General features: G+C 69.4%; 14 protein-coding genes. 10 read left to right on the top strand and 4 right to left on the bottom strand.

Features of this window, described 5'->3' with window-relative positions:
- Positions 1-48: 48 nt before the first annotated feature.
- Positions 49-1035 (top strand): glycosyltransferase family 2 protein, encoded by a 987-nt coding sequence (locus tag R2B38_RS25905; protein WP_318018378.1) that lies wholly within the window; start codon positions 49-51, stop codon positions 1033-1035.
- Complete coding sequence (locus tag R2B38_RS25910) at positions 1032-2429, top strand: polysialyltransferase family glycosyltransferase (protein WP_318018379.1); 1398 nt, start codon at positions 1032-1034, stop codon at positions 2427-2429. Before R2B38_RS25905 ends, R2B38_RS25910 begins: the two co-directional genes overlap by 4 nt.
- 58 nt (positions 2430-2487) lie before the next feature.
- Here R2B38_RS25910 and R2B38_RS25915 read toward each other — a convergent pair whose 3' ends face one another.
- From R2B38_RS25915 to R2B38_RS25925, 3 genes are all read right to left on the bottom strand, one after another.
- Positions 2488-3663: an acyltransferase gene (locus tag R2B38_RS25915; protein ID WP_318018380.1), complete on the bottom strand. Its 1176-nt coding sequence runs from the start codon at positions 3661-3663 to the stop codon at positions 2488-2490.
- Positions 3664-3806: 143 nt separating this feature from the next.
- Complete coding sequence (locus R2B38_RS25920) at positions 3807-5147, bottom strand: polysialyltransferase family glycosyltransferase (RefSeq protein WP_318018381.1); 1341 nt, start codon at positions 5145-5147, stop codon at positions 3807-3809.
- Positions 5147-6127 (bottom strand): glycosyltransferase family 2 protein, encoded by a 981-nt coding sequence (locus tag R2B38_RS25925; RefSeq protein ID WP_318018382.1) that lies wholly within the window; start codon positions 6125-6127, stop codon positions 5147-5149. The genes R2B38_RS25920 and R2B38_RS25925 overlap by 1 nt, the downstream gene beginning before the upstream one ends.
- Before the next feature lie 198 nt (positions 6128-6325).
- On the opposite strand from R2B38_RS25925, the gene R2B38_RS25930 reads away from it, so the two are divergent.
- The 5 genes from R2B38_RS25930 to R2B38_RS25950 all read left to right on the top strand — a co-directional run bounded on the left by R2B38_RS25930 (position 6326) and on the right by R2B38_RS25950 (position 11907).
- On the top strand, positions 6326-7636 hold the full coding sequence (locus tag R2B38_RS25930; RefSeq protein ID WP_318018383.1) for a DUF6716 putative glycosyltransferase: 1311 nt from the start codon (positions 6326-6328) through the stop codon (positions 7634-7636).
- A 62-nt stretch (positions 7637-7698) separates the two neighbouring features.
- On the top strand, positions 7699-9000 hold the full coding sequence (locus tag R2B38_RS25935; RefSeq protein WP_318018384.1) for an N-acylneuraminate cytidylyltransferase: 1302 nt from the start codon (positions 7699-7701) through the stop codon (positions 8998-9000).
- Positions 9001-9014: 14 nt separating this feature from the next.
- Positions 9015-9953, top strand: coding sequence for an N-acetylneuraminate synthase family protein (locus R2B38_RS25940; RefSeq protein ID WP_318018385.1), 939 nt, complete (start codon positions 9015-9017; stop codon positions 9951-9953).
- A gap of 60 nt (positions 9954-10013) precedes the next feature.
- Positions 10014-11111: a hypothetical protein gene (locus R2B38_RS25945; RefSeq protein WP_318018386.1), complete on the top strand. Its 1098-nt coding sequence runs from the start codon at positions 10014-10016 to the stop codon at positions 11109-11111.
- A gap of 37 nt (positions 11112-11148) precedes the next feature.
- Complete coding sequence (locus tag R2B38_RS25950) at positions 11149-11907, top strand: hypothetical protein (protein WP_318018387.1); 759 nt, start codon at positions 11149-11151, stop codon at positions 11905-11907.
- On the opposite strand, the gene R2B38_RS25955 is transcribed toward R2B38_RS25950, so the two are convergent.
- Complete coding sequence (locus R2B38_RS25955) at positions 11883-12566, bottom strand: class I SAM-dependent methyltransferase (protein ID WP_318018388.1); 684 nt, start codon at positions 12564-12566, stop codon at positions 11883-11885. The genes R2B38_RS25950 and R2B38_RS25955 overlap by 25 nt on opposite strands.
- 241 nt (positions 12567-12807) lie before the next feature.
- Here R2B38_RS25955 and R2B38_RS25960 point away from each other — a divergent pair, with 241 nt between their 5' ends.
- The 3 genes from R2B38_RS25960 (at position 12808) to R2B38_RS25970 (ending at position 16653) form a co-directional block, all read left to right on the top strand.
- A complete protein-coding gene (locus tag R2B38_RS25960; RefSeq protein WP_318018389.1) occupies positions 12808-14049 on the top strand; it encodes an amidohydrolase in 1242 nt (413 codons plus the stop codon).
- A gap of 276 nt (positions 14050-14325) precedes the next feature.
- Entirely contained in the window at positions 14326-15366 is a 1041-nt protein-coding gene (locus tag R2B38_RS25965) for a BMP family ABC transporter substrate-binding protein (RefSeq protein WP_318021789.1), read from the top strand.
- A 228-nt stretch (positions 15367-15594) separates the two neighbouring features.
- Positions 15595-16653 (top strand): BMP family ABC transporter substrate-binding protein, encoded by a 1059-nt coding sequence (locus R2B38_RS25970; RefSeq protein WP_318018390.1) that lies wholly within the window; start codon positions 15595-15597, stop codon positions 16651-16653.
- The last annotated feature ends 186 nt before the right edge of the window (positions 16654-16839 follow it).

Consider the following 16839-nt stretch of genomic DNA (forward strand, 5'->3'; position numbering starts at 1 on the left):
TCTCCTACGGTCACAAGAATCCGCCCCGGAGAGAGCCCAGGTGTACGCGTGACCAACCGCCCCCCAACACTGTCCGTGATCGTCCCTTGCTACAACATCGAGGCCTATGTCCCGGAAACGGTGACCAGCCTGATCAACAACGCGCGGGACGAGTTCGAGTTCCTGTTCGTCGAGGACCGCTCGACCAAGGACAAGACCTATGAGGCTCTCCTGGAGCTGACGAAGCGGCTCCCGAACAGCAGGGTCATCCGGCACGAGAAGAACGGCGGTCTGGCCACCGCCCGCAACACCGGCATCGACGAGGCCGAGGGCCGCTACCTCACGTTCCTCGACGGCGACGACTGGCTCGCGCCCGGCTACCTCGCCGACCTGGTCGACGTCATCGAGCGGTTCGACGTCGACTTCGTGCGCACCGACCACGTCACGGTCACCGGCGTCGAGCGGGCCATCCAGCGCTCCCCCGAGGGCCGCCGGCACACCCCGCTCGACCCGCGCAGCTCGATCCTCCCCGTCGACGACACGACGATGGTCGACTACCCGTACGCCTGGGCCGGCATCTACCACCGCCGCCTCCTCGACCGGGGCCTGCTGCGCTTCCACGACGGCCTGCGTACCGCCGAGGACCGCCCCTGGATCTGGGAACTGCACCGCAAGGCGGAGTCCTACGTCGCCGCCAGCCTGCGCGGGGTCTTCTACCGCCGGGGGCTCGCCGGTTCGCTGACCCAGATCGGCGACGTCCGCCAGCTGGACTTCTTCCGCTCCTTCGACCTGGTCCTCGCCGAACTCGCCGACGACCCGGAAGCCGCCAAACTGAGGAAGAAGGCGCTGCGCAACTACTGCGTCGTCATCGCCCACCAGCTCCTGGACCGGGGCCGCTTCGAGCGCAGCGTGCACGCCAAGCTGCGCCAGATGGCCGCCGAGACGCTCGGCCGGATGACGGAGACCGAACTCAACGAAGCACTCGTCGGCATGGGCGAGGAACGTGTGCACACGCTGCGGCGCATCCGCGGTGGCATGAAGGGAGTCGCGGCATGAGCGCCACGATCAGCGGCACGAACAGCGGCACGAACAGCGGGACGAAGAGCGGCACGACGCAGATCTTCTTCTCGGCCACGCAGTACGCCGCCGCGACCGTCACCGCCGCGATCCGCGCCGGCTTCTTCGGCCCGCGCGCGGCCCACCGCCGCATCCTGGTGGTCAGCAACACGGCCGCCGTGCCCGAGGTCGGCACCCCGCTGGACCGGATGCCCGGCTTCGAGAAGCTGCGCCCCGAATTCGACGAGGTCCGCTCGTGGAACGAGTTCATCTCGCCGTTCCACCCGGCCGGTTGGTCCCCGCGCGCCCAGGACGCCGCCCTGTGGGAGAAGGCCGTACGCCTGGCCTGGAACCTCGGCGACGAGGACGTGGAGATCGCCTGCGAGTCCATCCAGGCCAACCCCTCCCGCGCGGTCGCCGACATCTTCGCCGACAGCCCGGTGCACGTGTACGCGGACGGCCTGATGAGCTACGGCCCCACCCGCAACCGCATCCCGCACAACCTGAACAGCCGCATCGCGCGCGTGCTGCACCTCGACCTGATACCCGGGCTGCGGCCGATGCTGCTGTCCGAGTACGGGGTCGAGCCGCAGCCCGTCCCGAACGAGGCGATCGTCGACGTCCTCGCCCAGATCGGCGAGGAGGGCGCCTCGATCCTCGCCGACAGGCTGCCCCAGGAGAACCGGCCCACGGCCGTCATGCTCGGCCAGTACCTCTCCGCGATCGACCTGATCACCCAGGACGAGGAGGAGCAGCTGCACGTCCGCATGCTGCGCGCCGCGGCGAAGGCGGGCCACCAGGACGTCCTGTTCAAGCCCCACCCCAGCGCACCGGCCGTCTACAGCACGTCACTTGAGCAGACCGCCGACCAACTCGGCGTCCGCCTCACGGTGTTGCGCGAGCCGGTCCTCGCCGAGACGGTCTTCGCTCATCTCCGCCCGCAGTTGGTCATCGGCTGCTTCTCCACGGCGTTGATGACGGCCGCCGCCCTCTACGACATCCCCGTCGCCCGCGTCGGCACCGGCCTGCTCCTCGAACGCATCACGCCGTACGAGAACAGCAACCGCATCCCGCTCACTGTGATCGACGCGATCCTGCCGGACGCCGAGAAGGACAAGGTCGGGCAGCCGCTCGAACTGGGCGCCCTGGCCGAGCAGTTGGCGCCGCTGGTGCGGGCCGTCGGCTACTGCATGCAGGCCCTCAAGCACCACGCGATGCGCGACGAGGTGTCCGCCTGGCTCGCCGTCCACCTCGACGAGTACCCGCAGTACTTCAAGAAGCGCCGCCTGACGAGCCTCCGTCTCCCCGGCGGCAGCGCGGTCCGCGCGGAGTCACTGCGCAGGAACCCGACCGTACGGCGCGTGGTGCGCCGTATCCGGGCCGCGCAGGCCTGAACGAACACCAGGGGCCCCCGGCGATGCCGGGGGCCCCTGGGGCGTTCTCAGCGCCGGATCACTTCCCCAGCTTCGCCGCCAGTTGCTTCGACTGCAGCGACATCGTCCGCTTCAGCCGTGGCCCGAACGGTTTCTCGACGAAGCGGTGCATCAGATACGCCAGGCACAGCAGCCCCGGCACGGTCAGCGCCAGCGTCTCGTACGGGCCGAGCCCGAAGCCCCGGTGCAGGACGCGGATCGCGAACCAGCCCAGGTGCTCGTGGATCAGGTAGAACGGGTACGTCAGCGCACCGGCCAGCGTCAGCCAGCTCCAGTTCGCCCAGCTCGTCCAGCCCAGCGCCACCGCCGCCACCGCCGCGAAGGCGACGAACACGATCGCCTGGATGACATGCGGGTTGCGGTGGAAGTCGCCGGTCATGCCCGGGTGCCACAGCGCCGTCACCGAGTAGCGCTGACCCAGCAGGAAGGACATCCCCACGATGCCCCACAGAAGCAGGTCGCTGCCGTAGCGGTAGATCAGGTAGAAGGCGAGGCCGCCGATGAAGTACGGCGCGTGGTCGCGCATCGTCAGCTCCGTCGTCAGCGGGTTGTCGGCGACCCGGGCGAAGCAGCCGGCGAACGTCCACAGGATGCAGAAGGTCACCACACGGCGGTAGGTGACGCCCTTCCAGATCACGAACAGCGCGAAGAACAGGTAGAACCGCATCTCCACCCAGAGCGTCCAGTCCACGCCGATGACGCGGGGCACGCCCAACGGCTGCTGGAGCATGGTGAAGTTGACGAGGAACTCGTCCGAGCGCAGCGGCTTGACGACCACCGGCATCAGCACCGACGCGGTGCCCACCAGGATCAGGGCCACCCAGTACGCCGGGTACAGGCGGGCGATGCGGGAGCGGAAGAACTCGCCCATCGACTTGCCCCAGCTGCTCATGCAGATCACGAAGCCGCTGATGAGGAAGAAGAACTGCACGCCGAGCGAGCCGTAGGTGCCCGCCTCGGACAGGGTCGGGAACATCTTCCCGGGGGACTGGTGCCAGGAGGAGGCCACCTCGCCGTTCTTGCCGGTGAAGTGGTACAGGCACACCATCAGCGCGGCCAGCAGCCGCAGTCCGTCCAGGGCGCGCAGCCGGTTCTCCCGGGGCGGGCGGGACGGGGCGACGGGTGGCTGCTCCGGTTCCTGCCCAGGGTCCTGGCCCCTCAGGGTGGGTGCCAGGGCCTGGTCAACCGCGTTCATCCTGGGCCTTTCTAGCCGACGTCGAATGGCTGTTCCGCTGGGGAACGATGTGACGCTACGAACGTTCGACGGATGAGAGGCAATTCACCGGCGACACACAGGGGTCTCCTACATGTCGCCCGGATGAACAATTTGAATGGACGCTAACGTCCGGACAAAGCACGGGCGCGACGCGCGATGCGCCGGACCGTCTGATTCCGCGGAATGAAGGACAGTTGTGCCGGTACGGCCCCGGGCAGCGCCAGCGCGGTCAGGCGCCGGCGTTTGAAATAGCGCCACGTGTGCGGATTGAGGTGGGCCGAGAGGTACCGCTCGGCGTCCGCGCGCAGCCGGGGATAGATCTTGGGCTGCATCGCGAAGCCAACTGCCTTGAGAAGTCCGGCCAGTTCCTCGACCCGCTCCGCCGACGGCATCCGCCAGTCCGTCACCGCCTTCTTGTCGGCGAGGTCGGGCAGCACGTGGTCCACGATGGTCAGCGGCACCCGGTTGCTGTTCTGGTAGGGCGCGAGCCGGGCCAGCAGGGTGTCCGTGCCGACCCGCGCGACCGGGATGTCGTAGAGACCGGCGGCGGTGAACAGCGCGGTGGAGAAGCAGCCGACGACCAGGGCGGGCCGCATCCGCTGGAAGGCGACCTCGGCGAGCACCGGGCGGTCCAGCAGGGTGAGGTGGGCACCCAGCTTCGTCGCCTCGTCCTCCAGGAGACGCGACCAGCGGGAGGGCGCCACGGGGTGCGGCTTGAACACCAGCTCGCGATGGCCGAGGGCCACGGCCCCGCGCACCATGCGCAGATGCAGCTCCTCCTCCTGCTGGTCGGTGAGGATGCCGAGCGCGGCGAGGTACTGGCCCAGCAGCAGGGCCGGTTGGCCCTTCACGGCGGGCAACTCGCTCTCGGACTCGGCGAGTTCGCCAAGTACCTTGAGGAAGGCCTCCGTCGGGACCAGCTCCGGCGGGACGCCGAACTCGGTGAGCAGCAGCGGGGTGAGGCCCGGGACGAGATCGAGGTGCAGCAGCCGCTCGATGCGGGTGCCGACCAGCGGGTCGATCTTGTCGCGCGTGGGGCCGTAACTTATGAGGCCGTCCGCGTAGACGTCGACCGGGGCGCCGGTGAACAGCTGGCACAGCGCGAGCGACGGATTGACCTGGACGGACTCCACGGCGAGCCGGATCTCGTCGTCGCCGAGCCGCCACAGCAGCCGTACGTACCGCTCCCACATCGGGACGTCGTCGCCCCGCGGGCTCCAACCGCTCGGGTGGAAGGGGGAGATGGTCTCGTTCCACGACAGGACGTCGTCGAAGCGGTCCCGGAGCCGGTCGAAGCCCGGCATGGTGTCCACCGACGGGGTGGTCTCCGGGTTCGCCGCGTTGTTGGTGATCAGCAGCAGCCTGCGGTCGGCCTCGCCGAGGAGCCCGGCGTCCAGCGCGGCGGCCAGCGTCGCGGCGCCGTACAGGGTCGACGCGCACAGGATCTGGGTGGTGCGGGGCATCAGGCGGCCACCGTCCGCGCCGAGGTGGGACGGCGGCGCAGTCGCCGCAGCCGGCTCGCGCGCTGGGGGTCCATCGAGTCCATTACCTCCGCCAGAACATCCTGGGGCATGCGCTTGAGCGCCGCGGAACTCAGTGAACGCAGTTTTCGAGCCACGGCGGGTTCGAACCTCTCGATCGATCCGAGATGATGAGCCATGATCGCGCAATACGTGCGCACCGCTTTTGGCAGCAGTTTATCGGCGTCGCGGTCAGCCGCCGTCTCCTCGATTACCTGGTCGAACGCACGAATGAAATCGAGCTGCCTGACGTCCCCGATCTGGGTGAGCGACGAGGCGACCCCCCGCCGGTAGAACACCCCCAGCAGCCCCACCGTGGCGAAGGACTCCGCCTCCCGGTGCAGCTTCCAGATCCACGGCCGGTCCTCGGCCGTGCGCAGCCCGTCGGTGAAGTGCAGCAGGCCCCGGTCGACCAGTCTGCGGTGGTAGATGCCCGCCCAGGCGTAGGCGTAGTCCACGGAGGTGGAGCGGTCGGCGGGCAGGATCGCGTCCCGCGGGTTCAGCACCACACCGCGCCGGCCCTGCGGAACCCGGGCGATCGAGCGGGCCTTGGCCGTGGACACCACGTGGTCGGTGCGCACGAAGTCGCAGCCGAGTTCCTCGATGGCGGCCAGCAGGCGGGGGAAGTAGTCCGGGGCGAGCCAGTCGTCGCCGTCCAGGAACGTCAGATACTCGCCACGTGCCTTGTCGATGCCGGTGTTGCGGGCGGTCGCCAGCCCTCCGTTCTTCTGGTGTCTGACATGCACGACGCCTGGCAGCTCCCGCTCCGCGCGCGCGAGAATGTCAGGGGTCTCGTCGGTCGAACAGTCGTCGACGAAGATGAATTCGAAGTCCTCCCGTGTGTTCCCACGCAGGCTCTTCAGGGTGTCGGGCGCGTATTGCTGCACGTTGTAGAACGGCACGATGACGGAGAGCTTGACCACCCGCATGACGTTAGAGGGCGCTCCGGCATCGGTCTTTACCATTGGTTTGATGTCGGGTGAACGCCACGTGGCGAACCTGTGAACCAGGAATTTTTACGGCCCTACCACGCCCTGATTCGCCATTCGGCGGTGTGCTGTTAACCGTTTGTTGCCTTCTGGTTGGGCCGATCAACGGAATGGCTTCCTAGCGTCTTCGGTGTGCCAGCAAGTGCAACGCAGACCCTGCGAGTAGCCGTCCTCGCGGATTCCGACACCCGGTGGAAATGGGGTTCGCTCACCGCGAACCGTATTGCTCCGCCGAATTCGGACATCTCTCTGGACGGGTACCTCCTGCGGGGTCGTGCCACCCCAACAGCCCGCCAGCTGAAGGAAGTCGGCGTCACCGCCGACTCCCTCCGCGAGGTGACCGCCGTCGAGTTCCTGCGCGCCATGGAGAAGGAGTCCTACGACATCCTCGTGCTCTCCCTCGTCGGCGGCGGGGTCCAGGCGATGCTGCACGGTCTGGCCCGCGCCTGGGACGGACGCGCCAAGCGCCCCGTGGTCGTCACCGGCTATGTCGGCGTCGTCTACGAGAAGCTCACCGACGGTCTGCTGCTCCGGCACGGCGCGGACCTCGTCCTCGCCAACTCCCGCCAGGACGCGGACCGTTTCAAGGCGGTCTACGACGGGGTCGGCGCCGACTCCTCGGCGGTCACCGAGGTCGCCCTGCCGTTCCTCGGCGGGGACGCCTACACCGGCGAGCACGACCCGTACACGGTCGTCTTCGCCGTGCAGCCCTCGGTGCCCGACAACCGCCGGGACCGCGACTACCTGCTCAACAGGGCGATCCAGCACGCCCGTTTCCACCCCAACCGCGAGGTGCTGCTCAAGCTCCGCTCCAAGCCGGGCGAACACACCACGCACATCGAGGAGTTGCCCTACCAGAAGCTGGTTCAGGGCAAGGACCTCCCCGCCAACTTCAGCCTGGTGTACGGGCACATGGGCGACGTCCTCGACCGCACCGACCTCCTGGTGACCATCAGCTCCACGGCCGCCCTGGAGTCCCTGCACCGCCGTATCCCCACCGTCGTGCTGACCGACCTCGGCATCCGCGAGGGGCTCGGCAACCACCACTTCGTGGGCTCCGGGTGCCTCGCCTCCTGGGACCAGCTCGACGCCGGGTACAAGCCGGTGCCGGACGCGGAGTGGGTGGCCCGGCAGGGCGTCATGGCCGACGGTTCGTACGAGACGGCCTTCGACGCGGCCCGGGAGCGCATCGTCAAGCTGCTGGCCGGCGACGAGATGGCGCCGCTGACCCCGTACTACACGCCCGAGACCGCCCCCGGCTATCTGCCCGGCATCCTCGCCCGCCACCACCTCGGCCCGGACGGCACCCCGCTGCCCGGCGCCCCCGCCGCGGACAAGGCGCCAGGCCCCGTCCGGCAGATCGTCCGCCGGGCCGCGCGCGGCGCCTACCGCCACGGCGTGCAGCGCGTGGCGCCCGTCATCCGCCGGATGGGGGAGCTGTGACCGCCAGAGCGGCGAACGCCGCGGCCGCGCACACCGAGACTTCCGCTCAAGGAGTAGAGCCCATGTCCAACTCGCAGGCAGGCCAAGGCGCTTCGATGCGCCGGGTGCTCGCGGTGATCCCCGCGCGCGGCGGCTCCAAGGGCGTCCCCGCCAAGAACCTCGCCCCCGTCGGAGGCGTACCGCTGGTGGCCCGCGCCGTGCGCGAGTGCCGCGCCAGCCGACTGGTCACGGACGTCGTCGTCTCCACCGACGACCAGGCCATCGCCGCAGCCGCCCGCCAGGCCGGCGCCGAGGTCGTGCTGCGGCCCGCCGCCATCGCCGGTGACACCGCGACCTCCGAGGCCGCCGTCCTGCACGCCATGGACGCCCACGAGGCGCTGCACGGCTCCGCGGTCGACGTCGTCCTCCTCGTCCAGTGCACCAGCCCCTTCATCGTCCGCGAGGACGTCGACGGCATCGTCAACGCGATCGTCGCGAACGGCGCCGACACCGCGCACACCGTCGCCCCCTTCCACGGCTTCGTGTGGCGCGACGCCGACGACGAGGCCACGGCGGTCGTCGAGGCGACCGGCACCGGCCAGGTCGGCGGCGCCACGAAGGTCGCCAACCCCCCTGTCACCAGCGGCGGTTACGGCGTCAACCACGACAAGTCGTTCCGCCCGCGCCGCCAGGACCGCCCCCAGGACTTCCTGGAGACCGGCGCCGTCTACGGCATGGACGCGGCCGGCTTCCGCAAGGTCGGCCACCGCTTCTTCGGCCGCACGGAACTCGTACGGACCGACCCCGCCCGGGTGTTGGAGATCGACGATCCCCACGAGCTGGCCAGGGCACGGGCGTTGGCCCCTCTCTTCGACGCGGACCGCCCCGGTTCGCTCCCGACCGCCGACGACATCGACGCGGTCGTACTCGACTTCGACGGCACCCAGACCGACGACAGGGTGCTGATCGATTCCGACGGACGGGAGTTTGTCGCCGTGCACCGCGGCGACGGACTCGGCATCGCGGCGCTGCGCAAGAGCGGCCTGAAGATGCTGATCCTGTCCTCGGAGCAGAACCCGGTCGTCGCCGCCCGGGCCCGGAAGCTCCAGCTCCCGGTCCTGCACGGCATCGACCGGAAGGACCTCGCACTCAAGCAGTGGTGCGAGGAGCAGGGCATCGCGCCGGAGCGCGTGCTCTACGTCGGCAACGACGTCAACGACCTCCCGTGCTTCGCCCTCGTGGGCTGGCCCGTGGCGGTCGCGAGCGCCCACGACGTCGTACGCGGCGCCGCACGCGCGGTCACCACCGTGCCCGGTGGCGACGGCGCTGTCCGAGAGATCGCCAGCTGGATCCTCGGCCCCTCTCTCGATTCCCTCACCAAGTAAGGAAACCCGCTGTCATGAGCATCAACTCCCGTCTGCGCCAGTTCGGTTCGAAGACCGCAGGCCCCGGCCACCCCGTCTACGTCGTCGGCGAGATCGGCATCAACCACAACGGCGAGCTGGAGAACGCGTTCAAGCTGATCGACGCCGCCGCCGAGGCCGGCTGCGACGCCGTCAAGTTCCAGAAGCGCACCCCGGAGATCTGCACCCCGCGCGACCAGTGGGACATCGAGCGCGACACCCCCTGGGGCCGCATGACCTACATCGACTACCGCCACCGCGTGGAGTTCGGTGAGGACGAGTACCGCCAGATCGACGAGTACGCCAAGTCGAAGAACATCGACTGGTTCGCCTCCCCGTGGGACACCGAGGCCGTCGCGTTCCTGGAGAAGTTCGACGTGCCCGCCCACAAGGTGGCCTCCGCGTCCCTGACGGACGACGAACTGCTCCGCTCCCTCCGCGCCACGGGCCGTACGGTCATCCTCTCCACCGGCATGTCGACCCCGAAGCAGATCCGCCACGCGGTCGAGGTCCTCGGCTCGGACAACATCCTGATGTGCCACGCCACGTCGACCTACCCGGCGGTGGCCGAGGAGCTCAACCTCCGCGTCATCAACACCCTCCAGGCCGAGTACCCGAACGTCCCGATCGGCTACTCCGGTCACGAGACGGGCCTCCAGACCACCCTCGCCGCGGTCGCGCTCGGCGCCACCTTCGTCGAGCGTCACATCACCCTCGACCGCGCCATGTGGGGCTCGGACCAGGCCGCGTCGGTCGAGCCGCAGGGCCTGACCCGCCTCGTCCGCGACATCCGCACCATCGAGGCCTCCCTCGGCGACGGCGTCAAGAAGGTCTACGAGTCCGAGCTGGGCCCGATGAAGAAGCTGCGCCGCGTCAACGGCGTGGTGGCCGAGGCGGAGATCGCCGCGGCAGCGGGCGAGCCGGTCGCGGTCTGAGTCTGAGCCATCAAGAGCCAGCGCCAGCGTCACTTACGGTCACGGGACGGTCGTACGACAATGAGCCCCCACGCCGGCACCGCCGGCCTCACCCCCCACACTCTCGCGTTCGTGGAGAGTCCGGTACAGCTTCTGAACGTGCTGGAGTGGGCGCACCTGCGTGCGCCCAGGGCCGAGGAGGCACCCGGCGGGTCCGGCGGGGGGCTCACCCTCGTGGTCCTGTCGCCGACCGACCCGATGACCCGCGGCCAGCTGCGCCGCATGGCCGACCTGGCCCGCGACGAGGGCCACACCGTGCGCTGGGAGGAGGCGCGGGGCGGACCCGCGGCCCCCTTCCAGACGATCGGCGGCCTCACCCGGCTGCTGCGCAAGGCGGACCGGATCGTGATGGGAGACCCGTTCTCCCGCTACGTACAACTGCTGCTGACGATCACCAAGGCACGCGAGCTGGTGGTCGTGGACGACGGCACCGCGACGATGGAGTTCGTCGCCCAGCTCGCCAGCGGGGAACGGCTGGTGCGCTGGCACCGCAAGGGCGGCCGCCCCGGCCCCCGCGACCTGATCTTCGCCCCGGTCTCCTCGGCGGCCCGCCGCCGCCTGACCCCGAGCGCCCGCCGCACGGTGGAGGTCTTCTCGTCGATGCCGATCGAGACGACCCCCGAGGGCGTCACGATCACCCCGAACGCATTCGCCTGGACCCGCGCCACGTTCGGCCCGCCGCGCATCACCAAGGGCGCGGACATGGTCGGAACGTCCCTGGTGGAAACGGGAGTTGTGGACAACGACCGCTACCTGGAAGCGGTGGCCACCCTCGCCAAGACCCACGGCGCGACCCGCTACTTCGCCCACCGCCGCGAAAGCACGGAGAAACTCCACCGGTTGGCGGTCGAGACAGGCCTGGAGATCGTCCGCCCGGACCTCCCCCTGGAACTGATCGCCCGCCGCGGCCCCATCGGCCGTACGATCCTCAGCTTCCCGTCGACGGTGGTGCATACGCTGCCGCTGGCCCTGGTGGGCACGGAGGTACGGGTCGCGGTCTGCGACATCGACCCCGCGTGGCTGACGGAGAACGCCTCACCCCGGGCACAGGGGTTCCTGTCGGGGGTCACGGGGACGGCACGGGATGTGCACCGGCTGTCGGCGGTGACGGCCGCGTAGCGCGGTCCGGGCGGGGGCGTCCTGTCACCCTCAAGGCGTGCAACCACAACCAGGAATCGCGCCTACGACCCCGCCCACCGCCGGCACCCTGTTCGCCGCCCTGTACGGCGAACTGACCCCGCACGCCTGGCACGACCCCGAGCACGACGCCTATCAGCTCTTCTACCAGCGGTCGCTCGCGATGGGCTGGCTGGAGGAGCACACAGCGGGCGGTCCCGGGCTGTGGGCCATGAACGACGCCGGGTCCAGTCCTCCGCAGGCCGCGCCAGGCCCGGGACGGGTCTCCTGGTTCCAGGTCGAGGCCGGTGCTGTGACAGCCGAACGGCCGCTCCCCGTACAGCAGTTCCTCCGCTGCGCCCAGGACGTGACGGCGCGGATCGGCACGGTGCGGCTCTCCGCGGTGCAGGTGCTGCTGCCGGTGCGGGGGATCGATCCGGCGGCGCGGCCGGCCTACGCGGCCGTACCGTCGATGCTGACCGTCGCCTGGTTCGGTGAGCGCGATCCGGCGGCCAGGACCCCGGTGGACGTCCGGATCGGCAGTGGCCGGGATCCGTTGATCCCGGCCATCGCGCGTCAACTCGTCCTGGACCTGCGGGACTTGGAGCAGGACGTGTTCATGTGCGGGGACGACGAGGTCACCGTGCACGGCATGACACTGCGCGGTGAACTCGCCGAGTGGTCCTGCGACGCGGTCGGCTGGCTGGCCGCGACCGTCGCCGACTGTGCCGCTCGGCTCGGGGCGCGTTCACCGCTGCCGCTCACCGTCCGCGCTCAGGCGGACCCCGTCGCCTTGTGAGCCAGCGCGAAAGCGCGCCCCCACTTCTGCTGGCCCTGCGGCTCGACCCGGGCCTGGGCGTAGAGGCTCAGGGCCGCCTCCGTGAGGTACGTGGCGATCTCGGCCGGGGTGCGGAAGTAGTAGTCCAGCGAGATGTCCTGGCCGTAGCGCTCGGTCATGTGGATGTGTTCGCCCTCCGAGGCCTGGAACGCGAGCAGGACGTAGCCGCCCGGCCGGAGGACCCGGTGGAACTCCGCGAGGACACCGGGCAGTTCGGCGTCCGGGATGTGGATCGTCGAGTAGAGGGCGATGACACCGCCCAGGGTCGCGTCCGGTACGTCCAGGGCGGTCATCGAGCCGACCTGGAACCGGAGTCGGGGATGCGCCTCGCGGGCCAGCGCCACCATGTGCGGGGAGATGTCGATACCGAAGGCGTGCAGGCCGAGGGCGTTCAGGCGCGCGGTCACGTAGCCGGGGCCACTGCCGACGTCGGCCACCTGCGCCTCGCCCGGCGCCGCCGTACGGACGAGCTCGGCGAAGGCGGTCAGGAGGGCGCTCTCGACGGGGCCCTCGCCCAGGCCGTCCGGATGCTCGGCACTGTAGGCGGGCGCGATCGCGTCGTAGGAGGAGCGGGTGGCCTCTATGAAGTCCGCGGTCGGAGCCGCGTTCGGGTCGGTCACGTCGGCGGACCCTATCAAGGGACACGACGGGCCACGCTGGGTGACCGTGTCCGTGATACGGACGGGGTGAGCCGTGCTGGGGTGAGCCGTGGTATCCCAGAAGGAGCGGAGAGTTTACCCATCTCCACAGGCGGCTATGCGGTCGGCGGTCAGATTTTCTTCGACTAACGGGTTGAACTTTTGTTGATCGAGGGTCAGTTGACCACCCGGGCGCCCTACCCTTCAGAGGGTGAAGCAATTGATGTCACCAGAGTCCGAGGCAGGGTCCGAGGCAGAGTCCGAGGCCGAATCCGTCGGGAACGTGCTTCTGGGCACCCTGCCGGAGGACCTGCGTGCCGAACTCGTCGCGTTCCGGCGGGACTTGCACATGCACCCCGAGCTGGGCAACCAGGAGTTCCGGACCACCGCGGCGATCAAGGCGCGGCTGGAGCTGGCCGGTCTCGAACCCCGGGTCCTCGCCATGGGGACCGGGCTCGTCTGTGACATCGGACCCCGCGACACCGCCGTACCGATGCTCGCGCTCCGCGCCGACATCGACGCCCTGCCCATCCCGGACACGAAGAGTGAGTGCGCGTACCGCTCCACCGTGCCCGACCGCGCCCACGCCTGCGGCCACGACGTGCACACCACCGTCGTCCTCGGCGCCGGCCTCGTGCTGGCCCGGCTGCACGAACAGGGACTCCTGCCGCGTGCCGTACGGCTGCTCTTCCAGCCCGCCGAGGAGGTCCTGCCCGGCGGTGCCGCCGACGCCATCGAGTGCGGGGTGCTGGACGGGGTCGGCCGGATCATCGCCGTGCACTGCGACCCCAAGGTCGACAGCGGGCGGATCGGGCTGCGCATCGGCCCCATCACCTCCGCCTGCGACCGGCTGGAGGTCTCCCTGGACGGCCCCGGCGGCCACACCGCCCGGCCGCACCTCACCACCGACCTGGTGACCGCCGCCGCCCGCGTCGCCACCGACGTGCCCGCGATCGTCGCCCGGAGGATGGACGCGCGGAGCGGGGTGTCGGTGACCTGGGGCAGGATCGAGTCGGGCCACGCGCCCAACGTCATTCCGCAGCACGCCGAGCTCTCCGGCACCGTACGGTGTCTCGATCTCGATGCCTGGCGCCAGGCGCCCGACATCGTGCACGCGGCCATCGACGAGGTCGCCGGGCTGCACCGGGCCAAGTCCGCGATCACCTACGTGCGCGGGGTGCCGCCCGTCGTCAACGACGCGCTCGTCACCGAACTGCTCCGGGACGCCATGACCGCGCGCCGCGGTCCCCTCTCCGTCGAGGACACCGAACAGAGCCTGGGCGGCGAGGACTTCTCCTGGTACCTGGAGCACGTGCCCGGCGCCATGGCCCGGCTCGGCGTCCGCACCCCGGGGGAGCGGACCGTACGGGATCTCCACCAGGGCGACTTCGACGCCGACGAGTCCGCGATCACGGTCGGCGTGGAGCTGTTCACCGCGGCCGCGCTGATCGACGGCGCGATCTGAGCACGAGGGGGGCGTGGGGGTGCCCGTTCGGTACCCCTACGTCCCCTTGTGTCACCCGGGTGTAACCACCGGCGCGTGAACGTAACGCGGCGGCGGCACGATCCGGTAACGGCACGGAGAAACACCGTTCCCCTCCTCGTCTACGCGCGTTACTGTGCGCGGAAATCGCCACAGAGGCGGCGGCTTGGGGAAGCGGTCCGGTGACGGTGCCGTGGGGACGAAGGAGTGCTTGCTGTGCGTCAGACAACTCGGAGGACGAAGTTCTCCCAAGCTGCGGTGGCCGTCACGGTCATCGCCCTCGCGGCGACCGCCTGCGGTAGCTCCAGCAAGGACGCCGACAAGGCGAGCGACAGCTCGTCGTCCTCGTCCGGCAAGTACACCGGCAAGGGCATCGGCCTCGCCTACGACGTCGGCGGCAAGGGCGACCAGTCCTTCAACGACGCGGCCTACGCCGGTTTCCAGAAGGCCGAGAAGGAGTTCAACCTCACCGGCCGCGACATCGAGCCGCAGGACAACGAGTCCGACGCGGACAAGGTGCAGCGCCTGGAGAGCCTGGCCACGGCCGGCTACAACCCGGTGATCGGTGTCGGCTTCGCCTACGCGCCGGCCGTCAAGGAGGCCGCGGCGAAGTTCCCGAACATCACGTTCGGCATCATCGACGACGAGCAGGACAAGGCCGCCAACGTGGCCGACCTCGTCTTCCACGAGGAGCAGTCCTCGTACCTGGCGGGCGTCGCCGCGGCCAAGGCCACCAAGAAGAACCACATCGGGTTCATCGGCGGCGTGGACGTCCCCCTCATCCACAAGTTTGAGGCCGGCTTCGACCAGGGCGCCAAGTCCGTCAACCCGAGCATCAAGATCGAGTCGCAGTACCTGACGCAGACCGCGGCCCAGGGCGGCTTCTCCAGCCCCGACAAGGGCAAGGACGCGGCGAGCGGCCAGATCGACGCGGGCGCGGACGTCATCTACGCCGCCGCCGGTCTCTCCGGCCAGGGCGTCATCTCCGAGGCCTCCGCCAAGGGCATCTGGGCCATCGGCGTGGACTCCGACCAGTACAACCAGGCGGCGCTGGCCAAGTACAAGGACGCCATCCTCGGCTCGGCCCTGAAGAACGTCGGCGGCGCGGTCTACGACCTGGTGAAGTCGGTGTACGAGGGCAAGCCCAAGACCGGCGTGGTCCGCTACGGCCTCGACAACGACGGCGTCGGCTTCGCCGACTCCAACCCGAAGTACAAGGCCATGACCGCCGCCGTGGCGGCCGTGGACAAGGCCAAGCAGGACATCATCGACGGCAAGGTCACCGTCAACACGAAGTAGTACGACCCGTCAGGACCAGGGGCTGCGACTAGCCCCTACGGGCATCGTTGCAGCCAGGCGCCCCTTGCCTCCCGCAAGGGGCGCCTGGCTGTCCGTACGCTGGCCACCATCTGTGGCCACAGCTCTATAACGGACCGGACAGATGGGGTTTTCCGTCTGGTCTACGCGCGTTACGCTGCGGCGGAACCAGCGCCTGGTTTGGGCGCTTGCACGAAGGAGTCTCGTTCCATGCGCCGGGTGTCCCGAATCGCGGTTGCAGGCGTTGCAACCGCAGCTCTTGCAGTAACCGTCTCCGCCTGCGGCAGCTCGTCCAGCGAGTCCAGCTCCAGCAGCAGCAGCTCCGGCACGTCCAAGGGTATTGGTCTTGCCTACGACGTCGGCGGCAAGGGCGACCAGTCCTTCAACGACGCCGCCTACGCGGGTCTCGTCAAGGCCGAGAAGGACTTCGGCGTCAGCGGCCGCGACGTCGAGCCGCAGGACAACGAGTCCGACGCGGACAAGACGCAGCGCCTGGAGACCCTCGCCAGGTCCGGCTACAACCCGGTGATCGGTGTCGGCTTCGCCTACGCCCCCGCCGTCAAGGAAGCCGCCGCGAAGTTCCCGAAGATCACCTTCGGCATCATCGACGACAACACCATCACGGCCGCCAACGTCGCCGACATGGTCTTCCACGAGGAGCAGTCCTCGTACCTGGCCGGCGTCACCGCCGCGCTCACCACGAAGTCGAACACCGTCGGCTTCATCGGCGGCGTGGACGTGCCCCTGATCCACAAGTTCGCGGCGGGCTTCGAGCAGGGCGTCAAGGACACCAAGAAGGGCGTCACGGTCAAGTCGCAGTACCTGACCCAGACCGCCGCGCAGGGTGGCTTCTCCAGCCCCGACAAGGGCGAGGCCGCCGCCGACGGTCAGATCGAGGCCGGCGCGGACGTCGTCTACGCGGCCGCGGGTCTCTCCGGCCAGGGCGTCATCAAGTCCGCCGCCGCGCACAAGGTGTGGGCGATCGGTGTCGACTCCGACCAGTACAACCAGGCCGCGCTGGCCAAGTACAAGCCGTACATCCTCACCTCGGCCCTGAAGAACGTCGCGGGCGCGGTGTACGACCTCTCCAAGTCCGTCATCAAGGACAAGAAGCCGCTGAGCGGCGAGATCCGCGGCTCCCTGAGCAACGGCGCGGTCGGCCTGGCCGACTCGAACCCGACCTTCAAGAACAACGCCACCCTGCAGGCCGCCCTCGCGAAGGCCGAGGCGGGCATCAAGGACGGCTCGATCAAGGTCAAGACCTCCTGAACCGTTGGTTCTAGGCCAGTCACGACCATGGCCAAAAGAGCGCTGTAATGACAGCGTTACGGCCACGGAACGGGGTGTGGGGAGGATGTCTCCTCACGCCCCGTTCGCGCGGCAGAATGCTCGGAACGGATCGGATGCCAGACAGAAAACGATCAGGTCCGGGCACTATTTAAAGCAGGGGCGCTA

This window comes from Streptomyces sp. N50 (genome assembly GCF_033335955.1).
Lineage (GTDB): Bacteria > Actinomycetota > Actinomycetes > Streptomycetales > Streptomycetaceae > Streptomyces.